At 70.9% G+C, this 24,894-nt stretch carries 22 protein-coding genes; 15 read left to right on the plus strand and 7 right to left on the minus strand.

All coding sequences use genetic code 11. The features are described from left to right. Window positions 1-79: 79 nt before the first annotated feature. Window positions 80-943 (minus strand): helix-turn-helix domain-containing protein, encoded by an 864-nt coding sequence (locus tag ACZ44S_RS02540; protein ID WP_466923668.1) that lies wholly within the window; start codon window positions 941-943, stop codon window positions 80-82. 117 nt (window positions 944-1,060) lie between these two features. Between ACZ44S_RS02540 and ACZ44S_RS02545 the strand changes: the two genes are divergently transcribed. The 5 genes from ACZ44S_RS02545 to ACZ44S_RS02565 all read left to right on the plus strand — a co-directional run bounded on the left by ACZ44S_RS02545 (window position 1,061) and on the right by ACZ44S_RS02565 (window position 8,958). Next, window positions 1,061-1,504, plus strand: a complete 444-nt coding sequence (locus ACZ44S_RS02545) for an ATP-binding protein (RefSeq protein WP_466923671.1) — start codon at window positions 1,061-1,063, stop codon at window positions 1,502-1,504. Window positions 1,505-1,688: 184 nt separating this feature from the next. Further along, window positions 1,689-3,242 carry a serine/threonine-protein kinase gene (locus tag ACZ44S_RS02550; protein ID WP_466924359.1) on the plus strand — a complete coding sequence of 518 codons (1,554 nt, stop codon included), beginning with the start codon at window positions 1,689-1,691 and terminating at the stop codon, window positions 3,240-3,242. Between the two features lie 49 nt (window positions 3,243-3,291). Further along, window positions 3,292-5,451 carry a UvrD-helicase domain-containing protein gene (locus ACZ44S_RS02555; RefSeq protein WP_466923673.1) on the plus strand — a complete coding sequence of 720 codons (2,160 nt, stop codon included), beginning with the start codon at window positions 3,292-3,294 and terminating at the stop codon, window positions 5,449-5,451. 145 nt (window positions 5,452-5,596) lie between these two features. After that, on the plus strand, window positions 5,597-7,555 hold the full coding sequence (locus ACZ44S_RS02560) for a GmrSD restriction endonuclease domain-containing protein (protein ID WP_466923676.1): 1,959 nt from the start codon (window positions 5,597-5,599) through the stop codon (window positions 7,553-7,555). A gap of 83 nt (window positions 7,556-7,638) precedes the next feature. Further along, on the plus strand, window positions 7,639-8,958 hold the full coding sequence (locus tag ACZ44S_RS02565; protein WP_466923679.1) for a hypothetical protein: 1,320 nt from the start codon (window positions 7,639-7,641) through the stop codon (window positions 8,956-8,958). Window positions 8,959-9,112: 154 nt separating this feature from the next. Here the strand turns inward: ACZ44S_RS02565 and ACZ44S_RS02570 are convergent, their stop codons facing one another. Then, window positions 9,113-9,607, minus strand: coding sequence for a PaaI family thioesterase (locus ACZ44S_RS02570; RefSeq protein ID WP_466923683.1), 495 nt, complete (start codon window positions 9,605-9,607; stop codon window positions 9,113-9,115). Between the two features lie 92 nt (window positions 9,608-9,699). Between ACZ44S_RS02570 and ACZ44S_RS02575 the strand changes: the two genes are divergently transcribed. Beyond that, complete coding sequence (locus ACZ44S_RS02575; RefSeq protein WP_466923686.1) at window positions 9,700-10,170, plus strand: winged helix-turn-helix transcriptional regulator; 471 nt, start codon at window positions 9,700-9,702, stop codon at window positions 10,168-10,170. A gap of 39 nt (window positions 10,171-10,209) precedes the next feature. Here ACZ44S_RS02575 and ACZ44S_RS02580 read toward each other — a convergent pair whose 3' ends face one another. After that, a complete protein-coding gene (locus tag ACZ44S_RS02580) occupies window positions 10,210-11,427 on the minus strand; it encodes an erythromycin esterase family protein (protein WP_466923689.1) in 1,218 nt (405 codons plus the stop codon). A 59-nt stretch (window positions 11,428-11,486) separates the two neighbouring features. Here ACZ44S_RS02580 and ACZ44S_RS02585 point away from each other — a divergent pair, with 59 nt between their 5' ends. Beyond that, window positions 11,487-12,290, plus strand: coding sequence for a TioE family transcriptional regulator (locus tag ACZ44S_RS02585; RefSeq protein WP_466923691.1), 804 nt, complete (start codon window positions 11,487-11,489; stop codon window positions 12,288-12,290). 39 nt (window positions 12,291-12,329) lie between these two features. Then, window positions 12,330-13,229, plus strand: coding sequence for an aminoglycoside phosphotransferase family protein (locus ACZ44S_RS02590; RefSeq protein WP_466923694.1), 900 nt, complete (start codon window positions 12,330-12,332; stop codon window positions 13,227-13,229). Between the two features lie 34 nt (window positions 13,230-13,263). On the opposite strand, the gene ACZ44S_RS02595 is transcribed toward ACZ44S_RS02590, so the two are convergent. Next, the gene (locus ACZ44S_RS02595) at window positions 13,264-13,662 is read right to left on the minus strand and encodes a hypothetical protein (protein WP_466923697.1); all 399 of its coding nucleotides are present in this window, start codon (window positions 13,660-13,662) and stop codon (window positions 13,264-13,266) included. Between the two features lie 143 nt (window positions 13,663-13,805). Then, window positions 13,806-14,867, minus strand: coding sequence for an alpha/beta hydrolase (locus tag ACZ44S_RS02600; protein ID WP_466923701.1), 1,062 nt, complete (start codon window positions 14,865-14,867; stop codon window positions 13,806-13,808). 262 nt (window positions 14,868-15,129) lie between these two features. Between ACZ44S_RS02600 and ACZ44S_RS02605 the strand changes: the two genes are divergently transcribed. From ACZ44S_RS02605 to ACZ44S_RS02615, 3 genes are all read left to right on the plus strand, one after another. Next, a complete protein-coding gene (locus ACZ44S_RS02605) occupies window positions 15,130-16,593 on the plus strand; it encodes a hypothetical protein (RefSeq protein ID WP_466923703.1) in 1,464 nt (487 codons plus the stop codon). Window positions 16,594-16,611: 18 nt separating this feature from the next. Beyond that, entirely contained in the window at window positions 16,612-17,196 is a 585-nt protein-coding gene (locus tag ACZ44S_RS02610; RefSeq protein WP_466923706.1) for a hypothetical protein, read from the plus strand. 177 nt (window positions 17,197-17,373) lie between these two features. After that, window positions 17,374-17,898, plus strand: coding sequence for a hypothetical protein (locus ACZ44S_RS02615; protein WP_466923709.1), 525 nt, complete (start codon window positions 17,374-17,376; stop codon window positions 17,896-17,898). Between the two features lie 18 nt (window positions 17,899-17,916). Here the strand turns inward: ACZ44S_RS02615 and ACZ44S_RS02620 are convergent, their stop codons facing one another. Further along, window positions 17,917-19,053, minus strand: a complete 1,137-nt coding sequence (locus ACZ44S_RS02620; protein WP_466923712.1) for a Gfo/Idh/MocA family protein — start codon at window positions 19,051-19,053, stop codon at window positions 17,917-17,919. A 106-nt stretch (window positions 19,054-19,159) separates the two neighbouring features. On the opposite strand from ACZ44S_RS02620, the gene ACZ44S_RS02625 reads away from it, so the two are divergent. Next, window positions 19,160-19,615, plus strand: coding sequence for a MarR family winged helix-turn-helix transcriptional regulator (locus ACZ44S_RS02625; RefSeq protein WP_466923715.1), 456 nt, complete (start codon window positions 19,160-19,162; stop codon window positions 19,613-19,615). Between the two features lie 44 nt (window positions 19,616-19,659). Here the strand turns inward: ACZ44S_RS02625 and ACZ44S_RS02630 are convergent, their stop codons facing one another. After that, a complete protein-coding gene (locus ACZ44S_RS02630) occupies window positions 19,660-21,312 on the minus strand; it encodes a phosphodiester glycosidase family protein (RefSeq protein ID WP_466924362.1) in 1,653 nt (550 codons plus the stop codon). A 203-nt stretch (window positions 21,313-21,515) separates the two neighbouring features. Here ACZ44S_RS02630 and ACZ44S_RS02635 point away from each other — a divergent pair, with 203 nt between their 5' ends. Genes ACZ44S_RS02635 through ACZ44S_RS02645 form a run of 3 tightly spaced genes read left to right on the plus strand, consistent with a single transcriptional unit; the run spans window position 21,516 to window position 24,852 of the window. After that, entirely contained in the window at window positions 21,516-22,034 is a 519-nt protein-coding gene (locus ACZ44S_RS02635; protein ID WP_466923718.1) for a hypothetical protein, read from the plus strand. After that, on the plus strand, window positions 22,034-23,428 hold the full coding sequence (locus ACZ44S_RS02640; protein WP_466923722.1) for a hypothetical protein: 1,395 nt from the start codon (window positions 22,034-22,036) through the stop codon (window positions 23,426-23,428). Before ACZ44S_RS02635 ends, ACZ44S_RS02640 begins: the two co-directional genes overlap by 1 nt. Then, a complete protein-coding gene (locus ACZ44S_RS02645) occupies window positions 23,425-24,852 on the plus strand; it encodes a vWA domain-containing protein (RefSeq protein WP_466923725.1) in 1,428 nt (475 codons plus the stop codon). Before ACZ44S_RS02640 ends, ACZ44S_RS02645 begins: the two co-directional genes overlap by 4 nt. Window positions 24,853-24,894 lie beyond the last annotated feature (42 nt).

The following is a 24,894-nucleotide window of genomic DNA, read 5'->3' on the forward strand; positions in this document are numbered from 1 at the left end:
TTCGAGACAGCCATGCCCAGGACCAGTGCCGCAGCGGCATGACGCCCTCACGGGACGTCACCGCCCCCGCTTGACAATGTCATTGGGATTCTCCCAGCACCTTCTCTACGAATCCGAGGGACTCTCGCGGAGTGAGAGCCTGACTTCGGATGATCCCATAACGCGCAGAGATGGACCGCACTTCGTTCCGGTCAGTGACTAGGATGCTGCGACCTTGTACCTCCAAGTACGCGATCTGTTCGCCCTTCTTCGGCGTGATCAGCGTGAAGGGGCCATCAACACCAGCGTTGTCCTCCTGGTCGTTCGGCATGACCTGGATCTCGACGTTGCGTCGGCGTCCGATGACCAGGATGTTCTCGAGCACGCCGCGCAGCACCGACCGGCCGCCGAACGGCTTGCGCAGCACGGCCTCTTCGATGACGAAACTCACCAGAGGCGCGGGCCAACGCGCAAAGGTTTCCTGACGCGACAGCCGTGCCGAGACGCGCTGCTCGATTGTGTCCTCGTCCAGCAGCGGTCGCCGCATGGCAAGCAAAGCGCGTGTGTACTCCTCGGTCTGGAGAAGCCCCGGTACTGCCTGTACGGCATAGAGGAAGAGCTCGTGGGCTTCGGACTCAAGCCGTGCCGCGTCCCTGAAGAAGGACGGGTACTGAGCCTTCGCCACCTCCTCCTTCAACGCCGTAAGAACCCCACCCGCCCCCAACACCTCATCCGCCTGCTCGATGAACTGAGGTTGCGGAATCCGCCTCCCCTGCTCAATAGAAGCAACCGTCTCCCCCGAGTACCCCACCCGCTTCCCGAACTCCGCCCGCTCCATCCCCGCCCGCGTCCGCAGCAGCTTCAACTGCCGTCCGAACGCGGTCACCACGCCCGTCCCGGGCTCATCCTCCGGCCGCCGCTGCTGCCGTACCGTCGTCTCCTCGTCCCGCACCCCGGTCACCACCCTTGCCGCCGCTCCCCGCGTACCGTTCCGTACAGCGCCCGCGCCACCCCGTACGAACCCCTGGAAGCAGCGCGTCACCACTGGTCACGCTATGCCACAGGACGCCACCGTGAGTGCATGAACGTCACACAATCACCCCTCACGGTGCACCAGTTCGCAATGCGCTTCAGCTCCACCCCGCGCGGCGCCCGCCTCGCCCGGCGCATGTGCGAGCACTGCCTGGACGCCTGGGGCGTGCCGTACGACAGCGACGCGCACGACGTCGTCACGCTCGTGGCCGCGGAGCTGTGTGCCAACGCCGTACAGCACGGGCACGTCCCGGGCCGGGACTTCCACGTGCGCCTGGCCGCTGACCCGGCCGCCCGCACCGTACGGATCGAGGTCACCGACACCCGCGACGAACGCCTCCCCCACCTCCCCACCACGCCACCGGAGGACGGTGAGAGCGGGCGCGGTCTGCTGCTCGTCGCCGCGCTCGCCGACCGCTGGGGCTGCTCGCCGCGTGCCGGAGGCGGACCGGGCAAGACCGTCTGGGCGGAGTGCACCGCTTACCCCGCCTGACCTGATCACGCAACCAGCACCCGTCCTGGTTGGACGCACACGCCCTCGCCCGGAAGACTGATCCCCGACCACAGCGCAGACCTCTTCGGGCACTCGACGCGAGCGGGGGCGGGACCTGGTGCCGGACGGCGTACGACGGATCGCGGGACGCTACGAACTGCTGGAGCAGTTCAACCACGGCGGTATGGGTGACGTCTGGCGCGGCTACGACGCCGTACTGGACCGGCCGGTGGCCGTGAAGCTGATCCGGCCGCAGGCGGTGACGTCCCCGCACCTGGCGGAGGAGTTCGAGAAGCGGTTCCGGCGCGAGGCTCGCGTCACCGCGCGGATCCAGCACCCGGGTGTGCCGCAGGTGTACGACGCGGTGCTGGACGAGTCGTACGAGCAACTGTTCCTCGTCATGGAGCTGGTCGACGGCGTCCCGCTGACCGCGTACGTGCGGCCCGACCAGCAACCGCCCCTCCCTCTCAGCTGGGCAGTGTCCGTGGCGGCGCAGGTGGCGACCGTGCTGTCGTACGCGCACGACGTGCCCGTCGTCCACCGTGACCTGAAACCGAGCAACATCCTGGTCGCCCGGGACGGCACGGTGAAGGTGCTGGACTTCGGCATCGCGGCGATTCTGCGGACGGACGTCACCAAGCTGACGGCGACCGGCAGTCCGATCGGGACGCACCAGTACATGGCACCGGAGCAGGTGCGCGGCGCCCGGGTCACGCCACGCACGGATCTGTACGCGCTCGGCTGCGTGCTGCACGAACTGCTCTGCGGTCGGCCGCTGTTCGCCGGGGACAGCGAGTGGCAGCTGATGATGCAGCATGTCAACGCGGCTCCGGTGCCGCTGCGGCAGGTGCGTGCCGACGTACCGGAGGCCGTGGAGGAACTGGTCCTTCACCTGCTGCGCAAGGCGCCCGAGTCACGGCCGGCGGACGTGCAGGAGGTGTACGAGCGGCTCCGGCCGTTCCTGCCGGCACCCGGTGCGGAATCCGCTCCGGCGGAGGCCGGTCCCGCCGGGGCGCCCGATCCGACCGGCATCTTCCGTCGGCCCTACGCGCCCCGCTCGCGCAGCGCCACCGGGAGCGCGCGGCCGGCCGAGTCCGCTGCCGCCGCGCCGGACGCGCCGCCCGCCGTCCCCGCGGCCGAGCGGGAGGCGCTCCGGGAGCAGATCCGTGAGGTGTACGCGCACTACGTCGCCCTCATGGAGGAGGAGCGGTACGCGCAGGCGTCCGAGGTGGTGGACGAGATGATCGAGCCGGCCGCACGCGCCCTGGGCTCGGAGAGCAGGGCGGTCCTGCGGCTGCGCACCTGGCGGGCGGTGAGCCGGCAACTGGCCGGTGACCACCGGGCGGCGCTGCCCGAGTTCGAGGCGCTCGCCGACGCCTACGCGCGCGTCGGTGGCCCGAGCAGTCAGGAAGCCCTGGACAGCCGCGCCCAGGCGGCGCGCTGCCGTGGTGAACTCGGCCAGGTCACGGAGGCGTTGGCCGGTCTGAACAGCGTGCTCGACGCCGTCCGCGCCGTCGACGGCGACGTGAGCGCGAACGCGGTGGAGCTGCGCCGCGACATCGGCATGCTGCTGCTGGCCCAGCAGCGGGCGGCGGAGGCGTACGACGTCCTGGAGCCGCTGCACGCGGACCTGTGCGTGGTGTACGGCCCGGACGACGAGCTGACCGCCGAGGTGGCGGAAACCCTGGCGGTGATCCGTCTGGATCTCGACGGCGGTGCATCGGGATCTTCTCCCTGACCTGGCCTTCGTCTCTGTCCCCGCCCGCACGGACGACTAGGATCCACCCATGCCGCGACTCGCCTTCGACATCGGCTTCTTCACCGAACTCCCCAAGCTCCAGCCGCCGGTGAGGAAGGGGGTGCTGGACGCCTGGGAGAAGTTCGACCGGCTCACCCTCGATCAGCTGTTCAAGGACCAAGGGCTGAAGCTGGAAAGTCTGTCGAAGGCCAAGGACAAACAGATCCGGACGATCCGTATCGACCAGTTCTGGCGCGGTGTGGTGCTCGCTCCGCCCACCGGGGACACCTTCGTCCTGCTGCGGGTCCTGCCGCACGACAAGGCCATCGCCTGGGCGATGAAGCAGAAGTCCAGCATCAACGAGGTCACGCGCGCGGTGGAGATCCGGGACGCGGCGACCCTGGACGAGATCACGCCGGCGTACGAGCGGGTGGCGGAGTCGTCGCCGAAGCCGCGGCTGTTCGCGAAGTTCTCCGACGGGGACCTCACCGCGCTCGGCATCGACGCCGAGACACTGCGGCAGGCGCGGTCGCTCGTCGACCAGGAGCAACTGGACGTCTTCGCGCCGCTGCTGCCGCAGGACCAGCGGGAAGTGCTCCAGTATCTCGCCGCGGGGTGCACGGTGGAGGAGGTCTGGCAGGACATCGTCGCGCCCGCCCTCCAGGCATCCACACAGCCCGTGGACACACGGGACTACGAGACGGCGATCCAGCACACCCGGGCCCGTATCGCGCTCGTGACGGCCCCCGAGGAACTGCGGGACATCCTCGAGAAACCCTTCGCGGCCTGGCGGGTCTTCCTGCACCCCTCGCAGCGGAAAGTGGCCTACCGGGCGTCGTACTCGGGGCCGGCGCAGGTCACCGGCGGGCCGGGCACGGGCAAGACCGTGGTCGCGCTGCACCGGGTCAAGCACCTGCTCGGGCATCTGCGCGACGGCGACCGCATCCTGCTCACGACGTACACGAACGCGCTTGCCAACGCTCTCCGTGCGGGCCTGGAGTCCCTCGTGGACGACCCGGAGCTGCGCGAGCGGGTGGACATCTCGACGGTGGACGGCTTCGCCAGCCGTGTCGTCGCCGAGGCGCCGGACGCGGTGGCTCTGCGGCCGCTGATGAGCAACGAGGAGGTGAGCCGGTGGGGCAAGGCGGCGAAGGCGACGGGCTTCACCGGCAGCGCGCAGTTCCTCGCGCAGGAGTACCGGCATGTCGTCCTCGCTCAGGGCATCACCACCCTGGCCGAGTACGAGGCGGCGGACCGGCGGGGGCGCGGCAGCAGACTGACGGCGGCCGAGCGGCCGCTGGTGTGGGAGACCGTGGAACGGTTCACGGCCGGGCTTGCGGCGGACGGGTGCCGTACCTGGCTCCAGACGTGCGCGGAGGCGGCGCGGCTGCTGGAGGCGAAGGGACCGCAGTACCGGCACGTGGTGGTGGACGAGGCGCAGGACCTGCATCCGGCACAGTGGCGGCTGCTGCGCGCGGCCGTTCCGGCCCGGCCGGACGACTTGTTCATCGCGGGCGACCCGCATCAGCGGATCTACGACTCGAAGGTGTCGCTGAAGTCGCTCGGCATCAAGGTGACCGGGCGGTCGGTGAAGCTCCGCAAGAACTACCGCAGCACGCAGGAGATCCTGCGCTGGTCCACGGCCCTGCTGGTCGGTCGGCCGATCGCCCAGCTGGAGGACGAGGGCCGCAACGAGACCCTGCTGGGCTATCGCTCCGCCCTGCACGGCGAGGGCCCGGTGGTGCGGGGCGCTGCGAGCGAGGAAGCGGAACTGGACGCACTCGTCGACCAGGTGCGGGCGTGGATGGACGCGGGCGTCGGTGGCGGGGAGATCGGGGTGAGCGCCCGGTTCAACAAGACGTGCGCGAAGGCGGTGGCGCGTCTCAAGGACGCGGGCATCCCCGCGGCGAAGCTCCGCTCCGCCGATGCCGCCGACAGCGGGGGGACGAGCGTACGAGTGGGCACCATGCACTCCTTCAAAGGGCTGGAGTTCCGCTGCGTCGCGGTCATCGGCGTCAATGACGAGGCGCTGCCGTTCGCGAAGGCGGTCACGCCGTCCGACGTGGACTCCAAGCAGCACGAGACGGACCTGATGTCCGAGCGCTGCCTGCTGTTCGTGGCCTGCACGCGCGCGCGGGACAGCCTCGCCGTGTCCTGGACGGGCACTCCAAGTGCCTTCCTGACCGAGGTCGGAGCAACCACCGTCTGATCCGTCGGCGCCGCGCTACTCCGCTTTTTCCAGCACGTCAACTCAGTGATCGGCATTTTCCTACCTCAACGCGCCAAATGCTAATTTCCGTCACGCACCCATACGGACGGACCAGGCCGCAGGACCCGAGAGGGGCAGAGCCCACGTGCACATCGCGCAGATTTTGGACAAGGTCGACACCGGAGACATCGCGCTGCCCGAGTTCCAACGCGGCTATGTATGGACACGCGACCAAGTGCGCGGCTTCTTCCAGTCGTTGTACCGGGGCTACCCCATCGGCGGATTCCTCACTTGGAGCACCAAGGCCGAGACGGCGCAGACCCGGGGCGAGAGAACGGCGCAGGACGGCACGATCCACCTTTTGCTGGACGGTCAGCAGCGGGTCACCACGCTGTACGGAGTGACGCGTGGCAGACCACCGCGCTTCTTCGAGGGCAAGGCCGACACCCTGAGCGGTCTCCACTTCAACCTGAACACGGAGGCCTTCGAGTTCTACGCGCCCGCGAAGATGAAGGGCCATCCGGTGTGGGTCGACGTGACAGCGCTCTTCCAGGGCGGCCTCGGCAGCCAGTTGCTGGCGGTGACCCAACTCGCCGCAGGTGATGCGGAGCTCCAGGCCACCTACATCGAGCGGCTGAACCGCATTACGCAGATCAAGGACCGCAACGTCCATGTCGACGAGGTCACCGGCGACGACAAGGGCATCGACGTCGTGGTGGACATCTTCAACCGGGTCAATTCCGGCGGGACCAAGCTCTCGAAGGGCGATCTGGCCCTGGCTGCCATCTGCGCGGCCTGGCCGGAGGCCCGCCCCCGGATGAACGAGGCCCTGAGCACATGGTCGGCGGCCGGGTTCGACTTCAAACTGGACTGGCTGCTCCGCAATGTCAACGCCGTGCTGACCGGTGAGGCTCAGTTCTCGAAACTGGCCGACGTACCGGTGTCCGACTTCAGGATCGGGCTCGCGGAGACCGTCGACAGCATCTCCTACCTCCTGAACGCTCTCGGCGGGCGGCTGGGGCTCGATCACGGTCGCGTCCTCGGTGGTCGTGTCGCCTTCCCGGTCATGAGCCGGTTGCTGCACCATCACGGCGGTGCGTTCCCCGACGCGATGACCCGTGACCGGCTCTTCCACTGGTACGTGCAGAGTTTCCTCTGGGGCCGCCACGGCGCTGCCACCGAGACCGCCCTCAACCAGGACCTTCAAGCTCTCGACGAACGTGGCGTCGACGGACTGGTCGACGTGCTGCGTCGCAGCCGTGGGGGCCAACTCGTCGTCAGGCCGGACGACTTCGTCGGGGCGAGTATGGGTGCGCGCTTCTATCCGCTCCTGTACATGCTGACCCGTGTCTACGGTGCTCAGGACTTCGTGAGCGGCGTGCCGTTGCGGGACGGGATGCTCGGCCGGCTCAGCTCACTGCAGGTCCACCACATCTTCCCCCGGGCGCGGCTCTACGAACACGGGTACAGCCGGGCGGAGGTGAACGCCGTCGCGAACTTCTGCTTCCTGACCCAGGACACCAACCTGAAGGTCGGCGCCCAGAGGCCCGCCGAATACCTCGCGGAGATCGAGGACCGTATGCCGGGCGCGTTGTCGTCCCAGTGGATTCCCCTGGACAGGGACCTCTGGAAGGTCGAGAACTACACGCACTTCTTGACCGCGCGTCGTGAACTCCTCGCCCGGGCGGCCAACGAATTCCTTCAGGCCCTCCACGACGGGCCTTCCCCGCTGGACGTCGCCCAGTCGGCGTCGGTTCTCATTCCCCGTCAGTCCACACCCGTGGCCACCGGTGCGCAGACGGGTCCCGAAGCAGACGTCCCAGGTCTCGCGGAGTTGCTGACGGCACTCGACGAGGCCGGGTTCGCCAGGCCCGAGCTGGACAGCGAGGTGAGTGATCCCCGTACGGGAGCCGCGGTCGTCGTCGCCGCCGCGTACTGGCCACAGGGGTTGCAGGAGGAGGTGGGGACGCCCGTGGTCCTGGCTCCGGACACCTCTGCTGAGGAACTGGCCGCACTGGAGGCCGGGGACTACCGGGTCTTCCACAGTGCCGACTCGCTCCGCCAGTTCGTCGATCACGTTCGCGCAGCACGTACCGGCAGTTGACCGGCCTACCGCGCCGAGCCACGGTTCATGCCTCTCCCCGCGGAGGGCGACCGTAGGCTGGCGCCGAAGAAAAAGGGGAGACGATGACAGACGACCGCAAGGGCACGATTCCGGTGTGGACGCTGGCGACCGGTGATGTCCGGGTGCCCGCGCTGACCGGTGACGGGCCGATGACGGCTGAGCGCCTGGCCGAACTGCGCACGGTGCTGGCCGGACTGGCCGAGGAGCCGATCGCCACGCTCGAAGTGCACCCGCTGCCCGACCAGCTCGACCGAGGCCGAGGCATCCCGCTCGATGCCGCGAGTCCCCTGGCCCAGCATCTGTCGCAGCTCATCACTCAGTCAGCGCGTGGTTCCTCCTCGTCGGCGCCGACAGCGACGGCTGTCGGCGAAGGCCTGTACCGCATGGTCATTCCGGCGAAGGTCGCCGCCCGGGTCGGTCAGGGCCTCCTCCGCCCGATGGCGGCGAAAGGGGCGGCCGGTGCCATCCGCGGCCCGCTGGTGGACTCGGCGGGGAAGATCGCCGGCGGCTGCACCTTCGTGCCGGCCGGTCAAGCGGCGGCTGCGGGCGCGGTCGGTGGAGCCGGTGCGACAGCCGGGGCAGCGGTCGGCGGCAGCGTCGCGCTCACCGTGGCCGCGCCGCTCGTCCTCATGGCCGTGGCGGTGGGGGTGAGCGCACACGCCGACGGCCGGCGTCAGCAGGCGATCGCCCACATCACGGAACTGCTGGAACAACTGCAGGAGCGGGAGCTCGAACAGGAGCACAGCGCGCTCGACGGCTGCCGCGACGCCATCGGCAAAGCCACCGCCGTTCTGCTCGATCAGGGCAAGCCCGGTGTCTCGCTGGGTCTGGATTCGGCCGTGCATGCGATCAACTCGGCGCTGGGCGCCGCCGATCGTCGCCTCGCCAAGTGGCGGAGCGCACTCGACAAGCTGCCCGAGGGCGAGCCCGTCGATCTCGGCACGCTGACCAAGGCGTTCCCCGGCATCGACGACAACGGCGGCATCTTCCGCGCCCACCTCGAACTCGCCTCCCTGGCCATCGCCTTGAAGCGGCGGGTCGTCGTCCTCCAGGCCGTCGAGCACGCCCAGTCCGACCCCGGCAACCTGTTCGAGAGTTTCACCCGCGCGCTCAAGGCCGACCAGCAGCGCCTCGACGAGCTGGAGTCGGGCATCGCCGGTGTGCTGGTCCGTCTGTCGACGCTGGAACTGGCCCGCCCGCAGGGCTTGCGGCCCGTCTTCACGACCGCCGAGGTCGACCGTCTGATGCGCGCGGCACACCGGATTCGCCGGCTGGGCGACGGCGTCGTGGTCGACGGCCGTGCGACGGACGTGGCGATCGAGATCGCCCGTGACGAGGACGGCTCGGTACTCGTGTTCCCCGCACAGCCCGCGGCGGCGTAGGCGCGCCCACACCCGCGTCTGCCCGGCCGGAAGGAACCGGGGAGTGTTCGTGGCAGGTGGCCGGCTCACATGGCGTCGGCCGGCCACCACGTTGGCTGCCACCGTTGGAGCACGTCAGTCGTCCGCGGGGCCGGCGCGGGCGCCCGCGCCGTGGTCAGGCCCCGGGCAGCGGGAACAGCATGCACGTGCTGGTGGCGTGGGCGAGCACACGGTCCGTCGCGTCGAGCAACTGGGCCTGGGCGAGGGCAGTGCTGCGGCCGCCGTGGACGACCGTGCCAATGGCGCGGACCCGGCCGGTGTCCACCGTGATCCGTCGGAGGAACTTCACGTTCAGATCGAGTGAGGTGTAGCCCATGCCCGGCGGCAGGGTGGACTGGACGGCACAGCCCGCCGCCGAGTCGAGCAGGGTCGCGTAGATCCCGCCGTGCACGCTGCCGATGGGGTTGTAGTGCTCCTCGCCAGGGAGGAGGGAGAAGACCGCGCGTCCCTTCTCCACCTCGTCCAGGCTCATGCTCAGCGTCCGGCTCACGGGCGGCGCGGGCAGGTTTCCGGCCTGCATTTCACGCAGGAAGTCCAGCCCGGAGGAGAGTCCCACGGCGGCGGCCGAGACCGCGGGATCCTCCCAGTCGTACGTGCGCGTCCGTCCCACAGCCCAGCTCCTCCCGATCTGACTTTCGAAAGCGAAGCTAGCCGTGTCACAGCTGGCTGTCAATCACGAAGTCAGGCTTCTACGATGGCGGTATGGAGTGGCTTGAGACGAGCACGGAGAACTGTCCGGTCCAACTCACGCTCGGCGTGGTCGGCGAGAAGTGGACCCTGTTGATCCTGCGCGACGCCTGCAACGGAGTCCGCCGCTTCGACGAGTTCCGCCGCCACATCGGCCTGTCGGAAGCCGTCCTCAGCGACCGTCTCCGGAAGCTGACCGCCGCGGGCGTCCTGCGCGCCGTGCCGTACCAGGAGCCCGGCAGCCGTGTCCGCCACGAATACCGCGTGACGCGCAAGGGCTGGGACCTGTGGCCCGTCCTGGTGGCGCTCAAGCAGTGGGGCGAGACGCACATGGGGGAAGGGGAGGGGCCGGTCCTCGATCTGCGGCACGAGGAGTGCGGGACCCCCGTACGCGTGGTGGTCGAGTGCGAGCAGGGGCACACCGCTCTGGCCCCCGACGAGGTCACCGCGAAGCCGGGCTCCGGGGCCCGACCGCACGCCGCCTGAACCACGCGCGACCTCACCGACCGCGTTGAGGCCGACCGCCTACGGGCGCGGGCTCTCCGCCACATCCGCAAGAAACACGATCCCGTCCGTGCGCGGCAGATGAGCCGGGTCGAACGGCGCGTAGCCGAACCACGGGGATACCCGGAGCGCGGGGCTCGTGTCGCCGAGCGCGGCGGACAGGCGGGCGGGGTCGATGACGCAGCGGTCCTCTGGGAGGGCGTACAGGAACCCTTCGAGGGTGTCCGGGGGCGGTGCGTCCACCCCGCGGTGCCGGATCGTGCCGAGCGCGGTGGCCAGGAAGGCGTACTGGTCACCGAGGTGCGCGCTCACGAGGGCGCCTGCGCTCCACCACTCCAGGCGCGGATGGTCCCACATGCTCATCGAGCTCTTGTCCCGCTGGAGGTGGCTGTTCTGGGCGTGGACCAGTACCGGGCCGCGCGCGGCGAGGGCGAGGAGGTTGCCGGACATCATCGCGTCCCGCGTGGCCAGCAGGCGTGTCATGCGGGCGGGTGAGGGGTCGGCCATCCAGAAGTGGTAGCGCAGCAGTCCGGTGGCCGTACGCCCGTACAGGCGCGCCCGGTCCCAGTCGTCCCGTGAGGTCACCGTGAGCAGGTGGGGTGTCTGTGTGTCGAGCAGCGCGACGATGTCGTCGGCGAGCAGCCGCAGTTCCTTGGCCTCGGCGGACCGGCCCACGGACCGGGAGGGGTCGGTCATCACGGCCTCGTCGGTCCACGGCTCGTCGGTGCCGAGCAGACGGTCGAGCGTGTCCGCGGTGCACGGAAGCAGGTCCGGGTCGACGTGCGCCGCGAGGTAGTCGTGGAGGGCGGTGAGGCTCTGCCTCGGGCTCGCGGCACCGGTGATCTCCAGCGGGCCGTCCATGCCCGCGAAGCGCAGCTGCTCGGACGCGGGGTGCTCCTCGTTGTACTCCCGCATCCAGCGGACGAGTGCGCGGTTGGCCGCGGACGCGCCCCACCCGTGGCTGAATCCGTGTTCCATGACGTCGTCGAGGCTGCCGGTCCCGGTGGTGACGTACGCGTCCACGACCAGGCCCCTCAGGCAGTCGGTTTCGAGCGCGAGCGTGCGGTAGCCCTCCTGCTGTTCCACGAGCTGCCGGAAGAGCCCGTTGCGTAGGTGGAGCAGTTCGTCCTCGCCGTGGGTGGGCTCTCCGAGGGCCAGTACCTGTGGGCGGGACGGAAGCAGCTTCATCACGGCTGCGGCGTCGACGGAACGGGCGAAGTCCTTGCTGTCGGTTGCCATGGATTCAACGGTATCGTTGAACTTTCGGTGGAAACTTGTGCGGGACAGTGGCGGGCGGCATGGGGCGTAACCTTCAAAGTGTCGGGAAGCTCAGGCCGGTCGACCTGGCACGACGCCACGGTCTGTCCACGCAGGCCGTCAGGAATTACGAGGAGGCCGGCATCCTTCCCCCTGCCGGCCGCACGGTCCACGGCTATCGCACCTACACGGAGCTGCACGCGCAGGCCCTCAGTGCCTTCCTCGCTCTGGTGCCCGCCCACAGTCACCGGACGGCGACGGCGGTCATGCAGGCCGCGAACCGGGGTGCGGTCGACGACGCGCTGCGCCTGATCGACGAGAGCCACGCCGAGTTGCTCGAGGACCGGCGCACGCTTCAGGCCGTGGAGAGTGCTCTGCGCGCCCTCTCGTCGGAGAGGCGGTCCGAGCGCGACACCCCCACGCCCCGCTCCGGTCGTACGTTCATCGGCCCGTTGGCCCAGGAGCTGGGGGTCCGGCCGGCGACCTTGCGCAAGTGGGAGAACGCCGGACTCGTACGCCCGCGCCGAGATCCGGTGACCGGGTACCGGGTCTACGACGACGCCGACGTGCGCGACGCACGGCTGGCGCATCAACTCCGGCGCGGAGGTCACCTGTTGGAGCAGATCGCCCCGCTGATCGCGCAGGTGCGGGAGGCGGGCGGACTGGAGCCGTTGGAGGACACGCTGCGCGAGTGGCACGGCCGGCTGTCCGCCCGTGGACGGGCGATGCTCGCCGGGGCCTCGGAACTGGACGCCTACCTCCGCGCGCGCGAACAGGTCATCGAAAGCGGTGCTCGGGAAAAGCGTTCGACAGACCGACGCTCCCCTCGGTGTGATGGCCCGTGACCGCCCGCCGTGCGCAGCGGGCCGACCACAGGAGCCGCCTTGGCAACCGCTGACGTCGCGGACACCCTGCCCGAGATCGATGAGGCGCTGGTCAGGCGCCTGGTCGACACCCAGTTCCCCCAGTGGGCCACACTGCCACTGGACCTGCTCGACCCAGCCGGTTCCGACCATGTGATCTACCGCCTGGGCGACGAGCTGTCCGTGCGGCTGCCCCGTCACGCCGGTGCGATCGGGCAGGCACGGAAGGAATCCCACTGGCTGCCCCGGCTCGCCCCGCACCTGCCCCTGACGATCCCGGCACCGGTGGGCGTGGGCGAGCCGGACTTCGGTTATCCGTGGCCGTGGGCGGTGTCCCGTTGGCTGGACGGGGAGGTGGCGACCGTCGAGGCCCTGGGTGACTCGGCGACGGCCGCCGTCGCGCTGGCGCGGTTCCTGGCCGCCCTGCAGCGGTTCGCCCCTGAGGACCTGTCCGTCGCTCAGCTCCCCGACGAGCTCACCGGCCGGCCGTTGTCCGACCGGGACCGCGCGACGCGGTTCGCCATCGACCGACTCGGCTCCGTCTTCGACGGGCCCGCGATGACCGCACTGTGGGACGAGGCGCTGAACGCCCCGGGGTGGAGCGGTCCCCCGGTCTGGTTCCACGGCGACTTCCACACCGGAAACCTGCTGACTCGCGAGGGACGCCTCAACGCCGTCATCGACTTCGGCGGTCTCGGTGTCGGTGACCCTGCCCCCGACCTGATGATCGCCTTCACGCTGATGACGGCCGACAGCCGGGCCGTCTTCCGCGACGCACTCGGCGTCGACGAAGCCACCTGGCTGCGGGGGCGCGGCTGGGCCTTGGCCACCGGTCTGAACGCCTACTCCTCCTACGCCGCCGTCAATCCGGTCATCGCCGCCCAGACCACGCGGCAGATCACCGCGGCCCTCGCGGGCTGAGTAGGCGTGCAGGGACCACCGCCGCTGCCCTGTCTCAGAGGCCCGCCCGCTCCAGCAGCACCGGAAGCGCCCCCGGCTTCACCTTCTGCACCGACCGCACCTGCCCGAGCCCCAACTCGTCGCGGCTCACGGGGGCGCGGCACAGCGCCTGCGTCGCATCGTTGAGAAGGGTCGCGCCGACCAGGTAGGAGACCTCGGGGTCCTCCGGGTCGTCCCAGGGCTCCTTGTCGACTTCGGCAACGGCGGCGACCGCCGACTCCGGGTGGGTGAAGAAGAACCAGAGGCGGTCGCCGATCTCCATACGGTTGCGACGGCTGAGCCAGAGTTCGAGTGCGGGCTCCTCCTCCGCCAGTCGGCGCATCGTCTCCTTGTCCGACGGCTCCTCGTCGAGCGTGTCCTTGTTCGGATTGAGGATGTAGATCCAGTCCGCCACTACTCCCCCTCGGGTCGGCACCCACACATCGCCATGGAAGCCCGCGTGCCATCAGGCGCTGTCCGCAGCGGGTTTGCGCACCCCATGGTGCCAAGTCCCTCCTCCGACCGCAGCATCCGGTCCTTCCCATGCATCCTCGAGCCTCAGCGGTGCACGCCCAGCGCCCCGAGCAACATCGGGAGTGAGGCGTGCAGTTCGCGTTCCCAGTAGGGCCAGGCGTGCGTGCCGGGGCCGTAGAAGTGGGTGGTCAGGTGTTTCGCGCCGACGCGCCTCAGCTCCGCGGCCAGGGCGTGGTTCTGGCGGTTGAAGTCGGCCTCCAGGGCGCTGGTGCTGCCCGGCGCGTCCAGGGGGCCGGTGGTGCCGTCTCCGCAGGAGAGGTAGACGGGGGTGTACTTGAGGCGCTTGGCCAGGTGGAAGGGGTCGTGCGCCTGCCAGATGCTGCGTTGGGCGACCGGGTCGCCCCAGACGCGCAGTGGGTCGTTGCCCTGGCCCGCGAAGAAGCCCATGATGCGGTCGACCGACTCGTCGTTGAGCAGCGGGTGCGCGGAGCCGGAGTAGGCGGCGGTGGCCTTGAACATTCCGGGGTGGCGGGCGGCGTACAGCAGGGCCCCCTGGCCGCCCATCGACAGACCGGCCACGACGCGGTTGCGGCCGGCGCCCCAGTCGCGCTCCAGGAGGTGCCGCAGCTCCACGGTGTGGAAGGTCTCCCAGGCGGGGTCGCCGCCCTCGCCGTGGTTCCACCAGTCGCTGTACCAGCCGTTCCAGCCGGCCTCGGGCATGACGACGAGCACGTCGCGCAGGCTGTCGAGGGCCGCGACGTCCGTCCTGGCGGTCCATGACGTGTAGTCGCCGCAGCAGCCGTGCAGGAGCCAGAAGGTGGGCCAGTGCCGGCGTCGGTCGGCGGGGTTCCAGCCGTCGGGGGTGAGGAGACGGACGTTGACCGTCCGGCCGCCCAGGGCCGCGGAGCGGACCGTCAGGTCGAGCTGGCGGTCCGCCACCTGGGTCACCGCGACGACCTCGGCGCCGTGCGGTCCCGCGGCACCGGGGGCGACGGTCGGAGTGTCCGTTCGGAGTGGGGCGGCGGCGAGTGCGGGGGTGGTGGGCACGAGGATGAGGAGGAGGACGGCGAGGACGAGCCGGATGCGGGCTCGGAGGGTCAGGACGGCGGTCACGGCGGCTCCCTGCGGTGCGGTGCGTCGCTTCATGAACGGTTCGACCGGGCTCGGGGACGGACTTGCCTCGGGGAAGGATCCACCACCGGAGCGATCTGCGACAGGGGGGGGTGCTCTCTTTCCGGAGGGGGCGTCCTGAGCCGTGGGGCAGGTGGGGCAGGTGGGGCAGATTCTTCCTTGCTGCTGCGTACAACCTTTTCCTGTCGTCGCAGGTCACCTCCGGTGTGGGCCGTGGCCGGAATCAACCTGCCGCGTCCCTGGCCCGTCGACACCCCCGTTACTGAGGAAGCCCTCGTTGACCGACAGCACCACCCCCCGCCGGGAGGGACCGGCTCCCGTCCCGCCCTCGGCCGCCCCTTCCCCGTCGGAGGTGCGTGCGGAACGCCGCCGGCTCGTCGAGTCGATCGGCGCCCTCCGCCGCCTCCTGTCCAAGCGCCGCGCCTTCGAGGTCGCCGACCAGCGGCGCCTCCAGCACGAGACGAAGCAGCGCAGGCGCGTCGAGACCGCCCACGGCGAGAAGCTGCGGCGCATCGAGGAGGAACGGGCCGTCCAGGAGGCCTCGCTGAACCACCGGATCGGCGCGCTGGACGGAGAGCGCGAACGCCGAGAGGGCCAGGCCCTGTCCGTCCTGCGCGGTCAGTCCGTCGAGCGGGCCCTCGGCAGCACCTACCTCAACGCCCGCGAGGTGAACGGCATCGGCGAAGGCCTCGTCCGCAGCCTGTCGGCGCAGGGCATCAGGACCGCGGCCGACTTCTACGACGTGAGCTGGGGCAAGGCACCGAACGGCAAGGGCGGCGACGTCCTCTACATCCACCGCGCCAAGGGCGGCAAGGTCCACATCAACGGCATCGGCGAGCACCGTGGCCGTCCGCTGCTGGCATGGCGCCGGGCCGTCCTCGCCCGTGCGGAGGCCCGCGCCCCGCGCAAGCTGCCCCCGGACGAACGGCACCGCATCAGCGAGATCATCGAGGACGAACGGAGCCGTCTGCGCCAGGAGCTGGCAGAGGTGCCGGAGACCGCCGAGACGGCCCGCGCGGATGCCGTACGGCTGCACACCGAGGCCCTCGTCCTGCTCGACGGCGCCGCGAGCGAGGCGGCGCGGCTCGCCGCCGAACGCCGGGCGGAGTTCGACACGATGGCCGAGGACCTGAGGAACCTCCAGGACCGGCTGTCCGCCCACATCGAGGCGTACGGCGATGTCGGCCGCCGCGTCCGCCGGGCGCAGAAGCGGGCACTCCGACCGGTCACCGAGGTGCCGTCGTCCCTCCCCGGCATTCCCTCGCCCCGCACTCCGGGCGACGCGGCGCCGGCGGTCGGTCTCGTCAAGGTCACCGGCCAGAACGGTCACCGTCCGGTTCCGGGCGTGCGGGCACACCCCGGCTGGCTGATTCCGGTTCTCTACTTCGGCCTGACGGCCGTCGTGGGTGTGGGTGAGATGGGCGGCAACACGGCTCACCCGTACACGATGGTCGCCTCCCGGCTCGTCGCCCTGGCCGCCGTGGCCGAACTCCTGCGGCTGTGGCTGCCCCGGGTACGCACCCGGTCCGCGGGTCCGATGCCCGACGGAACCGGCCGGCAGACCTCCGGCGTCTTCCTGGCGCTGACGGCGACCGGCATGTTCGAGGACGAGACGTCCGATGTCTTCGGGGCGGCCTGCGTCGTATCGGTCCTTGCCGTCGTGCTCTTCCTGGCGGGGACCGTCAGCCGCATGGTGAAGACGGACGACCGCACCGGCGAGCGTTCCGCTGAGTCCACCTGACCCGACTGGGAGCCCCTCATGACCGAGAGCACGCCCGAGAGACCGGACACCACTCCCCCGCCGCCCCCGGCGGCACCGCCCACTGCCACCCAGGCCTTTCCCACACCCGCCCCGGTCACCGCGACGGGCCGCCGTCCGACCAGGCGCCTCCTCATAGTCGTCTGCGTCGTCGCGTTACTCCTCGCCGGCGGCGGAGTCGCCTGGTGGGCGCTGGCCGACGACGAAGATCCCATCGACCATGTCGAGGTCTCGGGCGGCAAGCTCATCACGGACGACGGTGACGCGTACGAGGACTGCGACGACACCGACGACTACTCGTACAACGACTGCGACGCGGACACCGACGAGACCTACGAGTTCGTCTACAAGATCACCAACGAGGGGGACGGACCCGCCAACTACTCCGTCATCGTCAACGCCTTCGACGAGGACGGCGACTTCGTCGGCCAGACCTACATCGGGTCGACGCATCTGGCCGCCGGCAAGACCGATGCCGACAAGAGCGAGTTCAACGAGTACAGCGAGTTCGAGGACAGGCGTGAGCTGTCCGACATCGCGTCCGTGAAGGTCGCCTACGTGGAGCGCGTCGCGCTGGCCAACTGAGCCGGCGGGCCCGGCGGCTGTCGTCACGCAGCGGCAGTCGCCGGGACACCGGGGCGCGGGAGTGCCCGTAACGCCAACTCCTAGGCCCCTAGGGGTTGAAAGTATCTGCCTCCCCTGTCAGGATCGTGGGGACGCACAGGGCAAAAGGCGCTGTGCGCAGTCATGTTGGGGGACATCATGATTCACATCGCGCTCGGCTCCATGCGTTACGTCAACCCGCAGGAGGACCAGCTGGGCCGCAACCACGTCGGCTGGGACCCGGCCATGGACGACGAAGCCCTGTTCCAGGCCAACCGCGGCTGCTGGGTGCTCGGGGAGCGGGCCGAGAAGGAGCAGTACGCCCTGCTGTCCGCCGAGGGCCAGGTCCGTATGGCCATCGAGATCGACCGGCTGGTGCCGGTGGCCGGAGGGCGCAAGGCCATCGAGGGCCGGTTCCTCAAGCCGGGCGACGAGGTGTACGACGCCTACGTCGGGGGTGAGCCCCCGGTGGCCGCCCACCGCAATCCGATCGCCTACTTCGAGTCGTCCCACGACGCCCGCATGTGTCAGTGCGGCTGCGGGGAGTCCGTCACCACCGGCTGGTTCCTGATCGGACACGACCAGAAGGCCCTGCACGCCAGGGTCTCCAAGATCGGCTCGGTGCGCGAGTTCATCGACTGGTTCGACAACACGTACGTCGAACCGGCGGCAGCATCCGAGTAGCCGCCCGGCGGACCGGGGTCACCCCACGTCCGGTCGAGCGCCCGTCGTGGCGGAGGCGATGCTGCGGTGCCGGGCGGCGCCGTGGGTGAAGTCGGGGACGGTCGAGGTGCCCTCGCGCAGGTCGTCCAGGAACTGGTGGTAGGCGTGGGCGACCGCGTAGGCCGCCGCGTCGGCGCGCGGGTCCAACTGCGGGACGCGGACGTACGATTCCGGCACCGTGAGGGGAGCGAGGCCGGTGGACGTGCCGCGGCCGCCCTCGAGGGTGAGCGGGCTGAGCTGGGGGTGGCCGACCGGGGCGGTGAGGACGAGGTCGCCCTCGGTGCCGTTGATCTCCCAGCGGAAGTTGGTGCCCCGGGACATGCCTCCGCGGTAGTGGAAGCTGACCACCGCGCCGCCGGGGAGCCGTCCCGAGGCCACGACCTGGTCGGCGGCGGTCATGGGCACCGGCTGCCCGCTCCCGGTGTCCACGGCCGACGTGCGGCGCGACGCCAGCCGGATCCGCAGGTCCTCGGGCTCCCCCAGCACGGACGCGAGTCCGTCGAGGGCGTGACTGAACGGAATGGTCAGCAGGGTCGCGCCGTTGGCGGCGTCGAGCATGTAGTGACCACCGGGGCCGACGGTGGCGCCCCAGGCGCCGCCGGACCCGACGACCGTCGTGGACAGCACCTCCCCCACGTATCCGTCGGCCACGAGATCCCGTACGTGGGCGAGGGCGGGGTGCAACCGTGCCTGGAGTCCGACGGCGGTCGGCACGGCGCGGCTGCGCGCCAGCCGGGCCATGTCCTCTGCCTCCGCGAGCCCGTTGCCCAGCGGCCATTCGCACAGCACGCTCTTGCCCGCGCTCAGCGCCGTGTCCACCAGTTCCCGGTGGTGCGGCACCTTCACCGCCACAACCACGAGGTCCACTTCGTCGCAGGCGGCCAGCTCGGCCGCGGTCCCGAAGGCGCGGGGCACGCCGTGCTTCCGTCCGGAGCGCTCCGCCGACTCCCGCGAGCTCGCGCTCAGTGCCCTCAGCTCGTAGCCCGGGACGGAACGCAGGGCGGGCAGGTGAGCACGCTCGGCCCAACTCCCCTGCACCCCCAGTCCGATGATGCCCACTCCGATCGGCTTCTCCGACCGGGCCAGCTCGGCGAGCGGCAGGGGAGATGTGTTCATGACTCGCAGCCTTCTTCACGTGGAGACGCCCCGACGCACGTGCGGGCGGACGGCGAGGCGCCGCCTGTTAGTGTTGACATCTCAACACTAGGAAGGGTGCGTTGACATGTCAACACGCGGCGACGGGGCCGGCGGGCCGGACGAGTCCATGGGGTACACCGCACCAGGGCCCGTGGACCTCTGGTCCGCCTTCAAACGCGCCCACGAGGTCGTGCGCGCCCGCGTGATCGCGGACACCGCCGAGGCGGCGGACTTGTCCGAGGCGGACCTGACGATCCTCGTCAGCCTCGACAAGGCGGGGGGCACCCAGCGCCAGAGCGAACTCGCCACGGCGCTCGGCTGTGACCGCACACGCGTCTCCCACCAGCTCACCCGCATGGAGAAGCGCGGACTCGTCACGCGCGAACGCGCCGCCGGTGTCACGGTCGTCCTCACCGACGCCGGGCGTCAAGCCGTCGTAGCCGTCCGCCCCGGCCTGGAGGCCGCCGTGCGCCGCCACTTCACCGACAAACTCTCGGCGCAGGAGATCGAAACGCTGAGCTCCGTGCTGCGCCGGCTGTAACCGCCGGAGCACGGTCCCGGCGGCTACAGCCGACCGGGGCAGGATCAGCGGCCCTGCGCCTCCGCCGTCCGCCGGTCCCTGCCGGGGAGGATCAGCAGCGCGTCGCCGACCGGGCGTTCTCCCGCCGCGTCCGACGGGTCGTTGATCACCTGGCCTTGCGCCACCATCGTCGTCGAGCCGCCACCGTCGAGGTTGACCGCGTCGCGCAGACCGAGGGAGCGGGCGACCCCCGCCGCCTCGGTGATGCTCAGGCCGAGGGCGTCGGTGCTGCGGCCGTCGGCGGTGACGAGCACCGTGCGGCCGGCTCCGTCGACTCCGGCCAGGGTGCGCGGGTTGCGCTTGTGCACCCAGCCGTAGTACCAGCTCGGGTCGCCCGGACGCACCATGCCGTCGGTCCTGGGGGTGACGTGGAGGCGGCCGTCGCGGACCAGTTCGGGGCCCGCGTTGACGATGTTCGTCCCGCGGGACGGCGTGACCCGGTGTCCGCGGTCGTTCAGCAGGGTGGTGGTGATGCGCAGGCGGCCGCCCGGTCGCGCCAACTCCGCCAGTTCGGCGACACGTTGACCGGTCGCCTGGACGGAGCTGCCGCCGGGCGGGAGCGGCCCGCCGCGCGGGGAGCGCAGCTCGACGACCCGGTCGCGGGAGTCCAGCACGGCTTCCGTGCCGTCGCCCTGCGGTGTGCTCGTGCCGTAGTCGGGTGTGAAGGCGATGAGTTGGTCGGGGTTGCTGCACGTCACATCGTGCAGCGGCAGCGCGGTCGGGGTGTCACCCTCGCTACCGCCGCAGTTCCTGATCAGGCCGGGTACCCGGTTGATGCCGTTCAGGGACAGCGAGCTGCGGCCGGCGGTGACGCGGCCCTGCCAGGTGAGGCGGGAGACGTCGGTACGGCGGCCGTCGTCGTGGACGATCAGGGCGGGGCGTGCGCCGACCGGTTCGCTCAGCAGGCGGCCGTCGTACACGCCGACGCCGGCCGGGTCGCCAGGGGCGCCCGCACGGGGGTCGAGGACGAAGAAGCCGGCGTTGACCGCAGCCGTCGCGCCCGCGGCGGCGGACAGTTCGCTGGTGGTCTCGCGGGTCTCCAGGTCGGGGCCGTAAGAGGCGTCGAGGGTTCCGCGGAACCTGCGCGGGTCGACGGTGAGGACGTCGACGCGCCAGGGGCCGCGGTCGGTGGTGACGCCGTCCCAGCCGGTGTAGGTGACCGATCCGGTGAATCCGGCCGCTCTCAGCCGTGTGCGTTCCGCCGTCGCGGCGGACTGCGCGTCGAAGGTGCCGATGCGGACCCGCCAGCCCAGGGTGCCGCCCGCGTAGTCGGCCGTCCTCGGTGTCGTCACCCGTTCCGCCCGCGCCTCGAAACCCTGGTGTCGCAGGTCTCCGGCGAGTTCGTCGGCGCTCGCCCTGTCCTTGAGGGTGGTCGGGGGTGCGTCGGGGTCCGGTGAGGTGTCACCGCCGGGGATGGACGCCTCGACCGTCCAGTGGTGTGCCGGGTCGACGGCCCCGCGCACGATACGGGTGAGGGTGACGCCCGGCTGCAGGGTCCGCGTCGTGCGGGTCTCCGCCAGGTCGGACGCGCCCAGGGGCAGCGCCGGGGGGCCGCCGGATGGCCGGGAGTCGGCGGATGCCTGGACCGGCAGTACGGTCAGCGACACCGCCAGGACGGTACCGAGGACGGCGCCGGCGCCGTGGAGTCTCTTCGTCAGCTGCACACGCGTCACTCTCCCACCCCGCACCGACAGGGACACGAACGGTCACTTGACGCACGGTGGACAAGTATCGACCGGTTCCGCCGCACGTCAAGGGCGCCTCGCGGGGGCCGGGTCCGCGTCCGGACGGCGTTGTCAGTGGTCGTCGATAGATTCCTTTCCGTCCCGCCGGTCCGGCGAGGACATCCCCTTTCGCATGCATGGGAGATGGTGCGTTGTCCGTACGGGAGAGGTCGAGCACGGCGCGGGTGGTGCCGTCCGCGCGGCCGCGGAAGCTTGCCAAGGTGCCGTTCGTCGAGTTGGCCGACGGGCGGTTGCAGGGGGTGGTGTCCAGTGGGTCGGACATCGGGCGGGTGTACGTGTCGTCGGTCGCGGCGGGGACGTACGCGTTCGCGTGCAGCACCAACAACAACCGGCCCTGCGGCGGGGCGCGGGGCGGTTTCTGCAATCACATACGCGCGCTGGTCGACGAGGCCGTGCTGCAGTACGGCGTCGCGCGTGTGGCCCGGTATCTGAAGGCCGAACTCACAGGTGAGGACCCGGACGCGCACACCGTCTTCAGCGCCATGTCCTCCACGCGGCCCGCGCAGGGGGACAGTTCGGCGGCGGCTCAGGTGTTCAGCCGGTTCCTGCGGCATCTGGCCTATCTCGAACTCGCGCCGACCACCGCCCCGTTGCCCGAGATGCAGTGGTTCCCGACGACGAGGGCGGTGGCCTGATGCGTGCCGATCTGCTGACCGACGCCGTAGAGGGGCTCGACGAGGCGCTCGCCGCCGTGGACGGTTTCGACGACGCTCTCGTGGAGGGCCTGCTGCGTCCGCAGCCCGACCAGGCGGCCGGTCTGGCGGGGATCGCCGACGCCGTCGCAGGGTCGCCGCTGGCCGGGCGGGTCGCCGAGGCGGCCGAGAAGACGGCCGCCGGTGCCGCCGGCGAGGACCACTTCGTCGCGCTCGCCGCCGCGCGCACCGCGCTCCTCGGTTCCATGCACGACGCGCTGGTGGCGCGGGTCGAGAAGGCCGTCGGGCGGCCGCGCGCGGAGGAGACCGGCACCGCCCCGGCCGACTGCGCGGAGCCCGCGGTCAATCTGCTGGTCGCCGCCCGCAGTTGGCTGTGCGATCTCGCGCGTGCCGGATGGCGCGGTATCGACCACGAGCTGGTCGCGGGGGCCTCGGCCGTCGTGTCCGCGATGCTGCCCGAGCCGGGGCTGCGCCGGCTTGCCGCGCTGCTCGACGGCTTCGCCGCCGAACTCGCCGCGTCCTGTCCCGGCGCGACGCTGGAGCAGGTTCCCGTACGGCGGTGGGCCGACCTGTGGTCGCGGGCCGTGCTGCTCACGCTGCCGGGCGCCGCTTCCGTCCCCGCCGTCGCCGAGGTCACCGGACGACTGCTGCCGCTCGGGGTGGACCTCCACGAGCATGCCACCGCCGTACAGGCGCAGGTGCACGCCGTGTTCGAGCCGGACGGCGGCGGGACGCCGCGGCTGGTGCGGGCCAGTGTGTCGGCGCCGAAGCCCGACACCGTGGTCGGGGCGGGGCTGTGGCAGCTGCTCCGGCCCTCTATGTCGCTGCTGGCCGCCGTGAGCGAGGGGCGTGCCATGGAGCTCGACGGCATGCCGGTCACCGGTGAGGGCGATCTCGTGTGGGAGGACGCCCGGGCCCGGATGGGCGAGCCCGCCGATGTCTTCGCCACCGCGCGGGTGGCGCTGCCCGCCGCGGCTGCCGCTCCCACCGCGCCGCTGGACCGCCATCCCGCCCGGATCGCCGTACCCGTGCTGCTGGAGGGGTACGCGGTGGAGGAGGGGGACGGTCGGGTGGCCTTCCAGGTCGCCGGGGAGCGTCTCGCCGTCGACGTCGACCGGGTTCCGGCGGCCGGTCCGCTGACGCCCGAGGCCGTCGCCTCGTCCGGGGCGTGTGTCGGGCTGCTGCGCTGGGACGACGGGGAGTTCCTGCTCCAGCCGCTCGCCGTCGAGCGGACCGTACGGAAGAAGGCCGTCGCCGTGCACGCCGGGGCCTGGGCCGGGGGCACGGCCGACAAGGCCGGTGTGCGGGCCGAGAAGGCGGCGACCGATGCCGTCACCGTGCTGCGCGAGCGGGCCGGAAGGCTGCTGAGGAAATGAGCGAGGAGAGCATCGGAGGGGTCCCGGCGCCCGACGCGGACGAGAACCGGCGGCAGGTGCTCTACTGGCGTCTGCTGGCCCGGCTCTTCGATCCGGAGGAGCAGGCGTCGCTGGAGTCGGCGAGTCTCGCCGTGGTCGAGGACATCGGTCTGCCGTCGGCGCTGCTCGATCCCGGGGCGTCGGTCGATTCCGTGGTGCAGCGGCATCCGGAGCTGGCGGCCGAGTTCGACGGGCTGATGACACCCGGGCCGGAGGAGGACGGGGAGCGTGACCGGGCGGCGGAGGTGCGGCGCGCGGCGCTCGTGTCGAAGGTGCTGCTGAACGTGTTCGCCTCCGGCTCCGGCACCGTCACCGCCGAGCAGCTGGCCCGCTGGCAGTCCGACGCGGGGTGGCTGGAGCGGGCGCTGGGCTGCCGGCCCGGTGACCTGCGCGGCGGGCGGGGTGGCGGCGTTGCGGGGCCGGGTGCCGGTGGAGGCGTCTCCCCGACCGGTACGGGGGTCGGCGGGCCCACGCCCGACCTCAGCCGGCTCATTCCCGAGATCGGACCCGAGCTGGGATCGATCGAGGCCGGTCTCGTCCAGCGGATGCATCTGCGCGAGGTACTGGCCGACCCGGCCCTGGCGTCCCGGCTGACGCCGAGCATGTCGCTGATCGAGCAGTTGCTGCGGGACAAGGACAATCTGTCCGGGGTGGCCCTGGCCAACGCCAAATCGCTGATCCGGCGTTACGTCGACGAGGTCGCCCAGGTGCTGCGCAGCCAGGTGGAGAAGGCGACGGTCGGCGAGCTCGACCGGTCCGTCCCGCCCAAGCGGGTGTTCCGCAACCTCGACCTGGACCGCACGATCTGGAAGAACCTCACCAACTGGAGCCCGGAGGAGGAGCGGCTCTACGTCGACCGGCTCTACTACCGGCACACCAGCCGCAAGACGATGCCGCAGCGGCTGATCGTGGTCGTGGACCAGTCGGGCTCGATGGTGGACTCGATGGTCAACTGCACCATCCTGGCGTCCATTTTCGCCGGGCTGCCGAAGGTCGACGTGCACCTGATCGCGTACGACACCCAGGCGCTGGACCTCACGCCGTGGTCGCACGACCCGTTCGAGACGCTGCTGCGCACCAAGCTGGGCGGCGGCACCGACGGCACCGTCGCCATGGCGCTGGCCCAGCCGAAGATCGCCGAGCCGCGCAACACGGTCGTGGTGTGGATCTCCGACTTCTACGAATGGCGCACGGACGAGCTGTTCGAGAGCATGGCCGCCATCCACCGTTCAGGGGCGAAGTTCATCCCGGTGGGTTCGGTGACCAGCTCCGGACGCGGCAGCGTCAACCCCTGGTTCCGGGAGAAGTTCAAGGACCTCGGTACGCCGGTGATCTCCGGCCACATCAAGAAGCTCGTGCACGAGCTCAAGACGTTCCTCACCTGAGCGACGCGGCGGCGTCACCCGTTTCCTCCCGACCACCGTACG

The organism is Streptomyces malachitofuscus (genome assembly GCF_055571035.1).

What these genes read in the sequence shown, in the direction of transcription:
- ACZ44S_RS02580 (WP_466923689.1), bottom strand. Translation starts at nt 11,427, where the DNA reads ATGGCAACCGACAGCAAGGACTTCGCCCGTTCCGTCGACGCCGCAGCC.
- ACZ44S_RS02555 (WP_466923673.1), top strand. Translation starts at nt 3,292, where the DNA reads ATGCCGCGACTCGCCTTCGACATCGGCTTCTTCACCGAACTCCCCAAG.
- ACZ44S_RS02550 (WP_466924359.1), top strand. Translation starts at nt 1,689, where the DNA reads ATGGGTGACGTCTGGCGCGGCTACGACGCCGTACTGGACCGGCCGGTG.
- ACZ44S_RS02575 (WP_466923686.1), top strand. Translation starts at nt 9,700, where the DNA reads ATGGAGTGGCTTGAGACGAGCACGGAGAACTGTCCGGTCCAACTCACG.
- ACZ44S_RS02610 (WP_466923706.1), top strand. Translation starts at nt 16,612, where the DNA reads ATGACCGAGAGCACGCCCGAGAGACCGGACACCACTCCCCCGCCGCCC.
- ACZ44S_RS02565 (WP_466923679.1), top strand. Translation starts at nt 7,639, where the DNA reads ATGACAGACGACCGCAAGGGCACGATTCCGGTGTGGACGCTGGCGACC.
- ACZ44S_RS02615 (WP_466923709.1), top strand. Translation starts at nt 17,374, where the DNA reads ATGATTCACATCGCGCTCGGCTCCATGCGTTACGTCAACCCGCAGGAG.
- ACZ44S_RS02635 (WP_466923718.1), top strand. Translation starts at nt 21,516, where the DNA reads ATGGGAGATGGTGCGTTGTCCGTACGGGAGAGGTCGAGCACGGCGCGG.
- ACZ44S_RS02645 (WP_466923725.1), top strand. Translation starts at nt 23,425, where the DNA reads ATGAGCGAGGAGAGCATCGGAGGGGTCCCGGCGCCCGACGCGGACGAG.
- ACZ44S_RS02600 (WP_466923701.1), bottom strand. Translation starts at nt 14,867, where the DNA reads ATGAAGCGACGCACCGCACCGCAGGGAGCCGCCGTGACCGCCGTCCTG.
- ACZ44S_RS02640 (WP_466923722.1), top strand. Translation starts at nt 22,034, where the DNA reads ATGCGTGCCGATCTGCTGACCGACGCCGTAGAGGGGCTCGACGAGGCG.
- ACZ44S_RS02620 (WP_466923712.1), bottom strand. Translation starts at nt 19,053, where the DNA reads ATGAACACATCTCCCCTGCCGCTCGCCGAGCTGGCCCGGTCGGAGAAG.
- ACZ44S_RS02585 (WP_466923691.1), top strand. Translation starts at nt 11,487, where the DNA reads ATGGGGCGTAACCTTCAAAGTGTCGGGAAGCTCAGGCCGGTCGACCTG.
- ACZ44S_RS02545 (WP_466923671.1), top strand. Translation starts at nt 1,061, where the DNA reads ATGAACGTCACACAATCACCCCTCACGGTGCACCAGTTCGCAATGCGC.
- ACZ44S_RS02625 (WP_466923715.1), top strand. Translation starts at nt 19,160, where the DNA reads ATGTCAACACGCGGCGACGGGGCCGGCGGGCCGGACGAGTCCATGGGG.